Below are 12,700 nucleotides of genomic sequence, written 5' to 3'. Positions count from 1 at the left end.
ACCATCCGTTTTTGACAACGGATAATATGTTATTTTTGCCGTAAATGTAAGCGTTTTTTGTATGTAATCAAATTTGACCAATTATTTACCCGGCGATTTACACGCATGATATGGAAAAAAAGCAAAAACAAACAAGCCGCCAAGAAATAAATCTTGAACGGCTTGCCTGTTCATGCCTTTTCCATTATGTTTAAAAGCCATGCCCATGGTCTCTACTGCAAAACTTAGCGAGCTGGTGTATGCTCATCCTCTGTGACATCACTAAAAAATCGGATAGAGTATAGAGCACATATTCCAACAATCGTGTAAATGACCCGAGCTCCAACAGAGTCCTGTCCTCCGAAAATCGCGGCGACCAGATCGTATTGGAACAATCCGACCAACAGCCAGTTAATTCCTCCGATAATAAGCAAAAGGAGCGCAATCACATTAAAAGTTTTCATGGGTTATTCCTCCTTTACTGGAGATATATGAATGCTTGCCTATAGGTGTTGTAACCTCTTCGGGCATTCTATAAACTATCATCCCCCGTATAAAGGAATTTTAGTCATCTACAGGAAAATCATGTTGCTCGGCTATAACCCTTGAACCTCTTTTTACATTTTTTCTGAATGAAACGGATTGACTCCTGAATCGCCCAAAAGAGCAGAGCCCCCAACATGAACGGATACCGATATGTATACCATTCTCCCATACCCATAAAAAGGGAAAACAGCCACCCTCCCAAAACACCTGCCAGCATGTAAGAGATCGGTTTCATGAAAAATATAGCTGCCTTGGGAGCCTCGCCAAAAAATTGAGCCACGGCTCCATCCATCAGAAGAGATAATGGTATGCCGAGCACCAAATACATAGGAAACAAGATGATCCAACCTATTATAAAAAGCCTGAAATATGAGTAGTAGGACACACCTTCCACCCTCATATCCACAGGTGTATAGTCCAGGTACGACGCAACCAGGCAAATCAGTAATGAAGAAAAAAATGCGGCCAAAAATTTTATCATCACATACACCTCCACTACTTATAACACAATGAAAGGGCAAGATGTTTCATATATAACTTTCCGGAAATGCTTCATTCAACCGCAGCAGGTCCAAAAATATTTCTGCAGCTTTCGTATGGTAGGGTGTCTTTTGGGTAACAAGTGAGAACTGTCTGCGTACCGGGTCACCATCTGGCTTCATCATCAGGAGCGTACCGAGCGATATTTCCTTGCGAACCGCCCAGTGGGACAACAGCGTTACACCAAGGCCCGACTCTACCGATTCTTTAATCAACTGGGTACTGCCGAATTCCAGCTTGGACTCCGGATGAAAGTTTCGAGCAGCAAACATTTGATCAGCAGCCCGGCGTGTACCTGATCCATTTTCACGAACAATCCATGTTTCTTTGTCAAGCTCGGCAAGGCTGACTGCTTCTCTTCCCCTAAACCGCTTCTCATTCGGTACAATGATGAACATTTCATCCTCTGCGAAAGCTTCAATATACAGATGGTCATGATCATATTCTCCTTCAACGATACCGATATCCGCCTCGTGATTTAAAATCGCTTCAGCGACTTCCGTCGTATTTCCAATGTTAATACTCGGCCGAATTAAAGGATATTTCTTATGCATATACGCAACGATATGGGGCAGCACGTATTCCCCAAAAGTATAGCTGGCACGGATGGAAAGTTCACCGCTTGCCCGGTGCAGCAAGTCGTCTACCAGCGTCTGCATCCGTGTGTGCATTCCCAAAATATCCTTAGCATGGTGAAATACAATTTCTCCAGCCTGATTCATTCTCACATATTTGTTCGTTCTCTCCAACAGCTTGGTACCCATTGCTCGCTCCAATGCCTGTATGTACTGGCTTACCGCAGGCTGAGTCATCATTAATTCCTCGGCTGCCCGGGTAAAGTTTCCTTTTTCCACTACGGTAACAAACACTTTTAACGAAATATCCATCGATATCAATACCCCTTTAATTACTCCTAGCAATAATCAAAGTTTATCATAAGTATATACTTATGATTATCATTATAATGATTTATTTTCCTTATTTTAATGACTAAGCTACGATAAGTTCAGACCATTGAAAACACCGGAGGTTTACAACGATGAACAAACCTGCTTTTCAAACATCGATACAACATGAGCCGCAAAGAACACCTCAAACAGAACCGCGTCATAAAGCTATTGCCTGGATCGGCGGCATTGGCTTTACATTTATGATCGCCCTTGTAAGCTATGGCCTCTCTTACCTGCCTGGGCTTAACGTTCTTGGGCAGCTGGCGTGGTCCATCCTCATTGCCGCCCTATTCCGTCAGATATGGGGATATCCCGAGAAACTACGTGCAGGTATTCAATTTACGGCCAAAAAGCTGCTTCGTCTGGCTATTATTCTATATGGACTCAAACTGAATATCGCCATCATTTTCAGCCAAGGGTTGGGGCTTCTGCTGCGTGATGTATTCACCGTCATCTTCGCCATTCTCATCACGATGCTTCTGGCTAAATGGCTTAAAGCCGACGGCAGCCTTTCTCTCCTGCTGGGAATCGGTACCGGTGTATGCGGTGCGGCGGCTATAGCTGCCGTCTCGCCGATCGTGAAAGCTGAAGATGAAGACACCGCACTGGGGGCAGGAATGATCGCCTTTATCGGTACCGTGTTTGCCGTAGGATATACCTTGCTTCTGCCCTTCCTCCCGTTGACAGACATCCAGTACGGCATATGGTCAGGCATCAGCCTGCATGAGCTTGCGCATGTAGCCTTGGCGGCGGCTCCAGCTGGGGAGGAAGCGTTAGCTATCAGTTTGCTGGCTAAGCTGGGCCGTGTCTTTCTGCTCATCCCTTTATGCCTTGTATTGATGTACTGGATGCGGCGTACAGGCCGGGTTAAGCAAAACTCCAAGCTTGAATTCCCATGGTTTCTGCTTGGTTTCATTGCCCTTAGTTTGATTGGCAGTATAGAATGGGGCGGTCAAAGTCTGATCCCCGACGGTTTAAAAAGCGGCATTTCAAGCTCTGCATCTTTTATTTTGGCTATGGCCATGGTCGGCCTGGGGCTAAACATTCATCTTCAGTCACTGCGCAAAGCGTGGAGACCGTTGCTGGCGGTAAGCATCACTTCCGTGCTGCTTGCATTTATTACTTTTTGGATGGCCTAGAACGTGAATGACCTGCTAACGACCTTGCAGTAAATGGCTGAATAGCTCTTATGTATACTCCGTCTTTTTTGTGCCTGATTTGGGTAAAATTGAATAAGCGCGGCCTGAGAATACAAGGGAGAGTTTAACTCCCTCTTCTATCTGGGTAACTACAACTAAGGATGATCATGAGTTCGATCGTGACGTGCACAAACAATAGAGGAGATGAGTTCATTGCCAAGAAATCATACCATTATGCAATTCTTCGAGTGGCATGTACCCGCTGACAGGTCGCATTGGAACCGTCTCAGGGACGCTGCACCGCAATTAAAAGAAAAAGGAATCGACTCCGTCTGGATTCCTCCGGTTACGAAATGCCAATCCCCTGAAGATAATGGATATGGAGCTTATGATCTGTATGATCTCGGGGAATTCGACCAAAAAGGCTCCGTCCCAACGAAATACGGTACGAAACAAGAACTTGTTGATGCCATAAACGCATGCAATGAGCATGGGATTGCCGTTTATGTTGATCTGGTTATGAATCATAAAGCAGGAGCCGACGGGACCGAGCGGTTCAAAGTCATTCAGGTGGATGAGCATGATCGAATGAAGGAAATTTCAAAGCCGTTTGAGATTGAAGGATGGACACAGTTTACTTTTCCTGGACGAGGCGATACATATTCGGCGTTTAAATGGAACTTCAATCACTTTAACGGAACCGATTATGATGCTGGTCAAAAACGCAGCGGCATTTACCGGATCGTCGGTGAGAATAAAACATGGAGTGAAAACGTAGACAATGAATTCGGCAACTATGACTATCTCATGTTTGCAAATATCGACTACAGTCACGCGGATGTCCGCCGGGAGATGATGGAATGGGGAAAATGGCTCGTTCATACATTGCCGTGCAGCGGGTTTCGTCTGGATGCGATCAAACATATTAATCATGATTTCATCAAAGAGTTCGCTACCACCATGAAGCAAGAACGAGGGGATACCTTCTATATCGTCGGTGAGTTCTGGAACCCGGAGCTAAGTGCCTGCCGTCGTTTCCTCGACACCGTTGATTACCAGATCGATTTATTTGACGTATCCCTTCATTACAAGCTTCATACTGCATCCAACGAAGGAAAAGGATACGATCTTCGCAAAATTTTTGATGATACCCTCGTGCAATCCCATCCATTAAATGCGGTAACCTTTGTCGACAATCATGACTCTCAGCCGCATGAATCCTTGGAATCCTGGGTTCAGGACTGGTTTAAGCAAAGTGCTTATGCCTTGATATTACTGCGTAAAGACGGGTATCCAGTTGTATTTTACGGAGATTACTACGGTATTGGTGGAGATCACCCTATTCCAGGGAAACAAAAGGCCATCGATCCGCTGCTCTACGCCAGATATCATAAGGCATATGGCAAGCAGGATGATTATTTTGATCATCCCAATACGATCGGCTGGGTACGCTGGGGCGTTCCAGACATCCCCCGTTCCGGCTGTGCTGTTGTCATTTCCAATGGCGATGCAGGCAGCAAGCGGATGAATGTCGGCAAGGAACGGGCAGGTCAAGTATGGGTTGATCTAACCAACACTCGGAAAGAACGCATTACCATTGGTGAGGATGGATTTGCCGCCTTTCCGGTGAATGGCGGCAGTGTATCCGTCTGGGCCCTCCCTGCAGACGATGTTCCGCCAGAAGGTAAATAAATTTTGTAAGCACGGGAATTCGTCTAGCTTTTAATATGAAACTTGCGACGGAACCCCTCGCCAAGCAAATTAAAGGTTAGAATGGCGAACGCCATTGCAAAAGCCGGATAGAACACAAACGCAAATTTGCCCATATATATCTCTGTCCGGTGATTAGCAATGAGCGTCGCCCAGTTAAACTGAGTGTTTACGAACGACCACACATAATATCCTACTTCCCTCCATTCTTGAGCCAGAAACACATTCAATAACGCAAGCTGACCCAGTAGAAGCGTTACCTTCCCAAGATCAGTGCAAAAATTAACGATCAATTCGGGAACCATTTCAGGAGCATAATATTTGCGGATCATCCGTTTCGAGCTTAAACCAAGGGATGTCCCGGCTTCCACATAAAGTTCTTTCGAAATACGAGCTGCTTTCTCCTGAACGGTAACAGCAACCCGTCCAGCTTCAACCGCTGCGATAATAAACAGAGCCCAGTACAGGCGGCTTTCAGAAAACAACAGTACCGGAAGAGCCAATAGCAAGACGACGAAAAAAATAGGCGGCAAAAATGAAAATAACTTGTTTAGCAATATAACGATGAGATGAAAGATTCCTTTTTTCTTCCGCGCCAAAAGTCCCAGCGGCACCCCGATCAAATACCGAATAGCCGCTATGACCATAATGATGTAAATCGTCTCCTTGGCCGCTACAACAAGCTTGCTTAAATTGTCTACACCTTTCTCATCACTGCCCAGAGGATAGTCCTGCGAAGGGCTATATACGGGGAGCTCCAGCTGTTCTCCTACCCATCGGTGCGGCGCTCTTTGCAAATCCTTGTCAATAAACGGTAAATACGGACCAATATACATAACGAACAGAAGAACGGCAAATAAAGATACACCTATCCATAAAGGTATGTTCCTCTCTTTCTTCATCGGCTTCACCTCTTTTAAATCGGATCAAAATATTTTTTCGCCGTATGACTGATCCACTGGACCAGCAAAATCAGCAGCATAAAGCAAAACACAATTCCGATCACGATCCCTGCTTCAAAATCGCCCCCGGTTCCCTGATACGTGTTGTAGTCCATAGCAGTATAAAGCCGCCATGCAGCACCGGGATAATTTCGGTAGATTTCAACGATAAGCAGATTTGACAAGATGTAGACAAGCAGAATCGGAAGCTGTATTAACAAGGTGCTCATACTATTACTGAGCATATGCTTGAACAGAATCATCCGGTTATTCAGGCCCTTGGCTTTGGCAAAGAGAAGATACAGCTTTCCTTCCTGGGATGCTAATGAGGCGGATGTCAGGCTGGCTATGTAAACGATGGGATATAGAGATACCAGAATAGAAGAAAGAACAAAGGACTGCCAGCCGTCCGTTGCGAAAAAGCGAATAAAAGGAAAATGATCAATAATAAACCACTGGATCGCGATAATAACAAAAAAATCAGGCAGGGACTGAAAAATCCAGGTTGTCCAATGTCCAAAAATATTAAAGCGCGTTTTGGACAGCTTATAATCCACAATCCCTTTCAGTATACCGAATACAAAGCCTATGCAGAGCGCTGCTCCAATAACAGACAGACTTCTGCCCATCGCTCTCATGACAGCCTCCCCTGCCGTTTCACCGCTGAACCTAGAATAACCAAGGCTTTGATTCTGGAAGAGATCCACGAAAAATTGTTTGATATTCGCGATTAATCCCTCCATACTCGCCTCGTAACTAACAACTACCATATTTCCGTCCATGGCAAAATCAAGCTTACGCGGAAAAAGAACGATCAGCATGATAACGACAAACGCCAATAAACTGATCCCTATTGTTCGAAGCATCTGCGTTCTTAAGTTCATACCTCATCAGCCCTCCTTAAATGATCCCTCACATCCTTTAATTAATTACTTAAATAAAGTAGATCATATTCCAATAATTTCGTCCATACCCTTTTTTTATTTTATAATGAAAGAAAAGGAGAGTGGACTCATGTCTATTTACGATTTCGAAGTAATTACCATTAACGGTCAAAGGCAAACGCTTAAGCCCTACAAAGGCCAAGTGATGTTGATCGTCAATACGGCAACGAAATGCGGCTTTGCTCCACAGTTCATCGGTCTGGAGAAACTATATACCACGTTTCGTGATCAGGGCCTGATCGTTCTTGGATTTCCAAGCAGCCAGTTTATGAATCAGGAACTGGAAAACAACACCGATATAGCCAAGGCGTGTAAGCTTGATTACGGGGTCACTTTTCCCATGTTCGCCAAAATTGATGTAAACGGCAGCGATGCACATCCGCTGTTCAAGCACCTGACCGCCGAGTCGCCGGGCCTCTTCAACACGAAACGAATCAAATGGAACTTCACCAAATTTCTTGTAGACCAACATGGTAAAGTCGTCAAACGCTTCGCACCATCAGATACACCGGAAAAGATAGAGAGCCATATCAGGGCATTACTTAAAAAATAGTACAACTATGGTTTTAAACTGTCTTATTAACTGAAACAAAATGATAGAGCACTCGTTTTATAAAGATTTCATCGCTTTATACACCAATTTAGGATTCAGTTTTTGACCATACATCAAAACACCCACTTGATAGATTTTCGCTGATACCCAGCCGGCGACAAGAGTGGATACAAATAATATAGCCGTTGGAATCATAATTTCCATCATCGAAGGGTCTGAAATTCCGACTCTCACAAACATCACAAACGGTGTTAAGAACGGAATATAGGAGCTGACAACCGTAAATGTAGCTTCCGGATCAGACATGGAAAACAATGCAACCATAAATCCTGCCATCATTACAATGGATATCGGCATGGTTACCTGGTTGACTTCCTCACTTCGATTCACCATCGATCCTGCTGCGGCAAACAAAGCGGCATAGAAGAAATAACCAAGGATAAAGAAAAGGGTTAATAAAGCAATGGTCTTGCCATCAAGAATAGAAAAGTCCACCTTCATGCCAAACAGCTCCAGCACATGACCGGAACCGGCCAAAGACATAATCAGATAGCCAGCTCCCATAATAATGGCGAACTGCAGAATACCTGCCATGCCAACACCAAACACCTTGCCGAAAAGGAGTTGTACGGGATTTACCTTCGTTATTAAAATCTCTTTCACTCTGGAGCCTTTTTCTGTAGATACGGAAACGGCCACATTGGCCCCAAACATATAAATTAAAAGATATAGCATAAATGTGACCAAGTAGACTGGCCAATATGTAGTCGATAACGATTTGCTTCCAGCTTCCAATTCATTCAGCTTTACCTGAATCGGTGAATTTAATTTCTCTTGTTGACCCGCATTTAAGTCCAGTTTTTGAATTTCCGATAAGGTGTACTGATATTGCACGTAATTGTTCAGATCCTGAATATACGGCGCATCATCTGCCTTGTTCACCGTTAAGGTAAGCATCGGTTTATTGTCCACATCCTCAATGAGCACAATACCGAGAAGCCCATCCTTGTCCTGTAGCTTTTTTTGTTCTCCGGCAAGGTCCGCCTCTTCAATCAACCTCCAGTCGTATGACTGCGATACTGACTCCTTAAAGCCGCTCTCTGTCGTGATCGCTCCGGTTTTATCGAGAACAGCAATCTCCCCTTGGACTAGCTGCTCAGCGTCTCCAAGCCACTTGGGGAGCAAAATAATGGCAGACAAGATTAAAATCATAATCAGTGTCATATATGTAAAAGCTTTAGAACGAAGCCGCTCTTTAAAAGAATACACAAAGACCAGGCCAAACGATTTCATGAAGCTTCCCCTACCTTTTCAATAAATATTTCGTGAAGCGTCGGCTCTTTCAGTTCAAACTTCAACAGCTGAACCCCTTCTTGAGCCAAACGTAGAAACAGCTCATGTGCCTCGGTCTCATCCTTCACTTTCAGCAGCCATTCATTTCTGCCGCTTGCATCCAGTGGCTGTATGCCGGCTGCCTTTAGGTACTGGCCAAGATCATGCTCGCTTCGAAGCACGACATTACGCCTGCCATAGGAACGTTTAATATCGGTCAAGTTTCCCGAAACCATCATTCTGCCGCGTTTAAGGATACAAATGTTCTCACAAAACTGCTCTACATGACCCATCTGATGACTAGAAAAAATCATCGTTTTTCCCTGCTTTAATTGCTCCTTTACTACAGAAGCAAGCATATCGGAGTTTACAGGGTCCAGACCGCTAAAGGGTTCATCGAGTATAACCAGCTCCGGATCATGAAGAAGAGCGGAAATGATCTGAACCTTTTGCTGATTTCCTTTGGAGAGCTGCTCGACTCGCTTGTTCTCATGCTCAGAAATGTCGAGCCGTTCAAGCCACCTCCTCAAGGATTTGATTGCATCCATCCGGGACATCCCCTCCAGCCTCGCAAAATATACCAGCTGTTCACTGACTTTCTCCTTGGGATACAAGCCCCTTTCCTCCGGCAAATAACCTATACTTGGACGATTGGAAACAATCGGTATCCCTTCCCATTGAATGCTCCCTGCATCATAGTCCAGCAATCCAAGTATGGATCTGATCGTTGTCGTTTTTCCGGCGCCGTTACCTCCTAAAAGTCCAAAAGCCTTGCCTTTCTGGGCGTCGATCGAAACATCGTGTATAACTGTATTTTCACCATACCTTTTCATTAGTTGCTTAACCTCTAATCCCATATCGATCTCCGCCTTCTGTAAAATTTATTCGACAACCACACTCGAATATTCACACAGAACCCCAAGGGGAATTTGTCGAACGGTCGTTGTCAGCAGAAGCATACCATAAATCCCAATATAACTAAATAATGATTTTTCTGATAATGATCATGGTTTCTTTCAACTTTTACACTAAAAACCAAACCTCGAAAATTGTCCTTTTTTGAACACTAATATTACTTTGATGTGATACGTGTTTAGCGATTTTCGAAAACGAAATCAAACAGCGCGTTTCGATGATCGAAAACGCGCTGTTTGATGGATTTTATAACATATACCTACGATTTGCTGGTTTCCACGTCTAAAGAGGCTAGGTTATAGTACCTTCTTCAATATTTCTCCCAATTCTTCATAGCTTCCGGCAATGTAATGCGGTGAGTGCCCGGATTCCGGTTCAATTCTCCGGTGATTAAACCAGATCACATGCCAGCCGGCTGCCAGCGCACCGATAACATCATTGCGCCACGAATCGCCAACATAATAACTGTGCTCCGGCCTAGTCCCTGTAAGTTCATTCACATGAGCAAAGATTCGGCGATCCGGCTTGTCCCAACCAACATCTCCCGATATGAATAACCGATCTGATGGAATTATGTTTTCGAGGTTCATCGCCGCAATTTTCTTCATTTGATGCTCCTGTGTTCCGTTTGTAATTAATCCAACGATATACCCGCTATCAGCCAAATACTTTAGCAGTTCCTGCGCTCCTTCAAACATATCGATCTCATACTGACATCCGATATAAGCGGCTTGCATGGACGCTGCCTGCTCTGGACTCAGCTCGATGTCAAACTCCTGCAATGCCAATTGAAAGCGGCGGCATCTCATCTCCTCCACAGCCTGCCTGTATTCATCCGAACCGGCGCCCCCAAGCTCCAGCGCCAGCTTGTCGCTATAATAACGCAGCCGATGATAAGCCGCTTCGTACGGAAAATCATCTTCCGGTTGAACGATTGTTTGTACAACTTTGTAGAATGGGATCAAGTGATCATATAAGGTATCATCCAAGTCAAAAAAGACAGCCTTCTCATATCTGCCCGGTTTCATGATGAATGTTCCCCTTTCCTGTCTCTATTAAAGCCTGTCCTTCTATTGTACCTTACAAATGATCACCTGAGAGGGCCCCTTTGATTTGCTTTGCCTTCTAAATTCCCCATTCTACCATTTCCGCTTCATATACCTCCTTAACGGCCATGTTTTCTTTAAAGGCGTCTGGAACCAAAATAGTGGCAGCACCAACACCCTTGCTCATTTCGATCCTTACCGATACTCGATAGATATCCTATTTGCTGGACACAAAATGAAAACCGAAAACCGCTTGACCTCTTCCTAAGCCTGATGCTTGAGCTGCTGATTATTTACATTTGACAGCGGTTTCACAAATAGAAGGCAATTACCCAGCTGTAAATCTAAAACTATAGTATGATAGCCCTTACATTTGTTGACGGTGCTTCATTTCTTCTTGTCATCCCCGGCATAACTCATCTCCCGGGCATGATTGCCAGCAAGAACAACAAGCGCACTGAGCAAGGAATAAACGATAACTTTCCTGTACAACAGTTCTTTCTTGTTCATGGCTAATCACCTGAATCCTTTCCATCTAGGGCGTTTACTAATATAACACCAGACAAGAGATACAAGTTTCCTGAATATAGAAAAAAATTCATAATTCCGGTGATGAGTCCATTTTCAAGTATTCTCTCTATAGGCGGTTCATGGATACAACCTTCTTGATGACCTGATTCGTTACCTCCGCGAGTACAAGACCGAGCGCGATCGCTCCGGAAATCATAAATGCCCGGGCTCCAAACTGGACGGCAAGATCGAATTGGTCCTGAGCGACATAGCGCAGCGCATTATAAGCAAGCCCCCCGGGAACAAGAGGGATAATTCCTGAAACACTAAAGACAATGATCGGTTTCTTGTATTTCTTGGCGAAAAAATGACTGATGATCGTTACCCAAAAAGCAGCAACTACCGTCGCCGTGACAGGCTTTACCTCCATATCCTGCAGCCAGACATACAATATCCATCCGACCATCCCAGCGAAACCGCACTGCATCAGCGCTTTTCTTGGGGCGTTAAAGATCATGCCGAAAGCAGCGGAGGCGATAAAGCTAGTTATGATCTGTTGCAGATAATGGATGAACATCTCGCCTCCTCCTTTCAGTAAAATGACAGCATGAACGCAACGCCTGCACCGATAGCAAATGAAGTAATAAACGCTTCCGCTCCCTTGGACAAACCTGAGATCAAGTGACCTGCCATCAGATCGCGTATCGCATTTGTAATCAGCAAACCCGGAACGAGCGGCATCACCGAACTGATAATGATGACATCAATTTGCTGACCAAAGCCGTTTTTCACCATCCATACCGCGGAAAAGCCAATCATGAGCGCCCCGGAAAACTCCGCAAAGAAACGGACCGGAATCACTCGCTGCAAAAAGATCGAGCCAGAAAACCCTAACCCGCCGGCAATGGCCGCCGGGATAAAATCATACCAGGTCCCCTTGAACATAATCAGAAAACAACCGCTCGCAATGGCCGCCATCAAAATTAGAAGCCACGTTGGGTAATCGGTCTTCTCCTGTTCCACCTCCCGAAGTGAACGAAGTGCTTCGGATATCGTTAGTTCACCCAAACTGATGCTCCTTGAAATCGTGTTCACCATATCGATTTTATATAAATTGGTGGTACGCTCTGAAATCCGGATCAGCCTTGTGATATGCTGCGGCTCCTCAACCGAAAAAAGAATGCCGGTCGGTGTCATATAACTGTCGCTATTATCCACACCGTAAGATGCAGCGATCCGCGTCATCGTGTCCTCTACACGATACGTTTCCGCTCCGTTTTGAAGCATAATTTTGCCAGCAAGAAGGCATACCTTCATAATTTCATGTTCTCGTTGCAGCTCGTCCAACCCTGTACCTCCCCAAACAATTGATCGTGTTTATCATGAACTGCCTTTTATTATAGTATGTTTGCCCGGGTTAAGCATTGGGAAACTGCAAAGTGAAAATCAATCTCTTGTTCATGACTTGAATAAAAGAACACCCCTGCGGTATACTTCTATATAAATATTAAAATATCGAATTATGCCGATGAAGAGCATCCAACTCCGAGGCGTTCTCGTCAAGGGGATGTTGATCCCCCTAAGTTAACCGGACC

General features: G+C 44.7%; 14 protein-coding genes. 3 read left to right on the top strand and 11 right to left on the bottom strand.

Annotation, left to right across the window (positions count from 1 at the left end):
- Positions 1 to 224: 224 nt before the first annotated feature.
- From C8268_RS22450 to C8268_RS22440, 3 genes are all read right to left on the bottom strand, one after another.
- Positions 225 to 443: a DUF378 domain-containing protein gene (locus tag C8268_RS22450; RefSeq protein WP_106769748.1), complete on the bottom strand. Its 219-nt coding sequence runs from the start codon at positions 441 to 443 to the stop codon at positions 225 to 227.
- A gap of 119 nt (positions 444 to 562) precedes the next feature.
- A complete protein-coding gene (locus tag C8268_RS22445; protein WP_106769747.1) occupies positions 563 to 1,006 on the bottom strand; it encodes a hypothetical protein in 444 nt (147 codons plus the stop codon).
- Between the two features lie 46 nt (positions 1,007 to 1,052).
- Positions 1,053 to 1,952 (bottom strand): LysR family transcriptional regulator, encoded by a 900-nt coding sequence (locus C8268_RS22440; protein WP_106769746.1) that lies wholly within the window; start codon positions 1,950 to 1,952, stop codon positions 1,053 to 1,055.
- Between the two features lie 152 nt (positions 1,953 to 2,104).
- Between C8268_RS22440 and C8268_RS22435 the strand changes: the two genes are divergently transcribed.
- Positions 2,105 to 3,154: a YeiH family protein gene (locus C8268_RS22435; protein WP_106769745.1), complete on the top strand. Its 1,050-nt coding sequence runs from the start codon at positions 2,105 to 2,107 to the stop codon at positions 3,152 to 3,154.
- Between the two features lie 213 nt (positions 3,155 to 3,367).
- The gene (locus tag C8268_RS22430) at positions 3,368 to 4,846 is read left to right on the top strand and encodes an alpha-amylase (protein ID WP_106769744.1); all 1,479 of its coding nucleotides are present in this window, start codon (positions 3,368 to 3,370) and stop codon (positions 4,844 to 4,846) included.
- 23 nt (positions 4,847 to 4,869) lie between these two features.
- Here C8268_RS22430 and C8268_RS22425 read toward each other — a convergent pair whose 3' ends face one another.
- Together C8268_RS22425 and C8268_RS22420 are read right to left on the bottom strand one after the other, a co-directional pair.
- Positions 4,870 to 5,766, bottom strand: a complete 897-nt coding sequence (locus tag C8268_RS22425) for an ABC transporter permease subunit (RefSeq protein ID WP_106769743.1) — start codon at positions 5,764 to 5,766, stop codon at positions 4,870 to 4,872.
- A gap of 14 nt (positions 5,767 to 5,780) precedes the next feature.
- Positions 5,781 to 6,689 carry an ABC transporter permease subunit gene (locus C8268_RS22420; RefSeq protein WP_106769742.1) on the bottom strand — a complete coding sequence of 303 codons (909 nt, stop codon included), beginning with the start codon at positions 6,687 to 6,689 and terminating at the stop codon, positions 5,781 to 5,783.
- Between the two features lie 130 nt (positions 6,690 to 6,819).
- Between C8268_RS22420 and C8268_RS22415 the strand changes: the two genes are divergently transcribed.
- A complete protein-coding gene (locus tag C8268_RS22415) occupies positions 6,820 to 7,302 on the top strand; it encodes a glutathione peroxidase (RefSeq protein ID WP_106769741.1) in 483 nt (160 codons plus the stop codon).
- A gap of 57 nt (positions 7,303 to 7,359) precedes the next feature.
- On the opposite strand, the gene C8268_RS22410 is transcribed toward C8268_RS22415, so the two are convergent.
- From C8268_RS22410 to C8268_RS22390, 6 genes are all read right to left on the bottom strand, one after another.
- Positions 7,360 to 8,595: an ABC transporter permease gene (locus C8268_RS22410; protein ID WP_106769740.1), complete on the bottom strand. Its 1,236-nt coding sequence runs from the start codon at positions 8,593 to 8,595 to the stop codon at positions 7,360 to 7,362.
- On the bottom strand, positions 8,592 to 9,491 hold the full coding sequence (locus C8268_RS22405) for an ABC transporter ATP-binding protein (protein WP_106769739.1): 900 nt from the start codon (positions 9,489 to 9,491) through the stop codon (positions 8,592 to 8,594). The genes C8268_RS22410 and C8268_RS22405 overlap by 4 nt, the downstream gene beginning before the upstream one ends.
- 354 nt (positions 9,492 to 9,845) lie before the next feature.
- Positions 9,846 to 10,577, bottom strand: coding sequence for an HAD family hydrolase (locus C8268_RS22400; protein WP_106769738.1), 732 nt, complete (start codon positions 10,575 to 10,577; stop codon positions 9,846 to 9,848).
- A 405-nt stretch (positions 10,578 to 10,982) separates the two neighbouring features.
- A complete protein-coding gene (locus C8268_RS23375) occupies positions 10,983 to 11,105 on the bottom strand; it encodes a hypothetical protein (protein WP_272939343.1) in 123 nt (40 codons plus the stop codon).
- Between the two features lie 127 nt (positions 11,106 to 11,232).
- Positions 11,233 to 11,682 carry a threonine/serine exporter family protein gene (locus C8268_RS22395; RefSeq protein ID WP_106769737.1) on the bottom strand — a complete coding sequence of 150 codons (450 nt, stop codon included), beginning with the start codon at positions 11,680 to 11,682 and terminating at the stop codon, positions 11,233 to 11,235.
- 14 nt (positions 11,683 to 11,696) lie between these two features.
- A complete protein-coding gene (locus C8268_RS22390) occupies positions 11,697 to 12,422 on the bottom strand; it encodes a threonine/serine exporter family protein (protein ID WP_106770071.1) in 726 nt (241 codons plus the stop codon).
- Positions 12,423 to 12,700 lie beyond the last annotated feature (278 nt).

Source organism: Paenibacillus faecalis, assembly GCF_900289175.1.
GTDB lineage: Bacteria > Bacillota > Bacilli > Paenibacillales > Paenibacillaceae > Paenibacillus_AQ > Paenibacillus_AQ faecalis.
Note: the sequence above shows the minus strand (reverse complement) of the source record. Positions and strands in the feature narration are given on the sequence as shown.

Coding starts and splice junctions, on each gene's coding strand:
- C8268_RS22450 (WP_106769748.1), bottom strand. CDS start 443: ATGAAAACTTTTAATGTGATTGCGCTCCTTTTGCTTATTATCGGAGGA.
- C8268_RS22445 (WP_106769747.1), bottom strand. CDS start 1,006: ATGATAAAATTTTTGGCCGCATTTTTTTCTTCATTACTGATTTGCCTG.
- C8268_RS22440 (WP_106769746.1), bottom strand. CDS start 1,952: ATGGATATTTCGTTAAAAGTGTTTGTTACCGTAGTGGAAAAAGGAAAC.
- C8268_RS22435 (WP_106769745.1), top strand. CDS start 2,105: ATGAACAAACCTGCTTTTCAAACATCGATACAACATGAGCCGCAAAGA.
- C8268_RS22425 (WP_106769743.1), bottom strand. CDS start 5,766: ATGAAGAAAGAGAGGAACATACCTTTATGGATAGGTGTATCTTTATTT.
- C8268_RS22420 (WP_106769742.1), bottom strand. CDS start 6,689: ATGAACTTAAGAACGCAGATGCTTCGAACAATAGGGATCAGTTTATTG.
- C8268_RS22415 (WP_106769741.1), top strand. CDS start 6,820: ATGTCTATTTACGATTTCGAAGTAATTACCATTAACGGTCAAAGGCAA.
- C8268_RS22410 (WP_106769740.1), bottom strand. CDS start 8,595: ATGAAATCGTTTGGCCTGGTCTTTGTGTATTCTTTTAAAGAGCGGCTT.
- C8268_RS22405 (WP_106769739.1), bottom strand. CDS start 9,491: ATGGGATTAGAGGTTAAGCAACTAATGAAAAGGTATGGTGAAAATACA.
- C8268_RS22400 (WP_106769738.1), bottom strand. CDS start 10,577: ATGAAACCGGGCAGATATGAGAAGGCTGTCTTTTTTGACTTGGATGAT.
- C8268_RS23375 (WP_272939343.1), bottom strand. CDS start 11,105: ATGAACAAGAAAGAACTGTTGTACAGGAAAGTTATCGTTTATTCCTTG.
- C8268_RS22395 (WP_106769737.1), bottom strand. CDS start 11,682: ATGTTCATCCATTATCTGCAACAGATCATAACTAGCTTTATCGCCTCC.
- C8268_RS22390 (WP_106770071.1), bottom strand. CDS start 12,422: ATGAAGGTATGCCTTCTTGCTGGCAAAATTATGCTTCAAAACGGAGCG.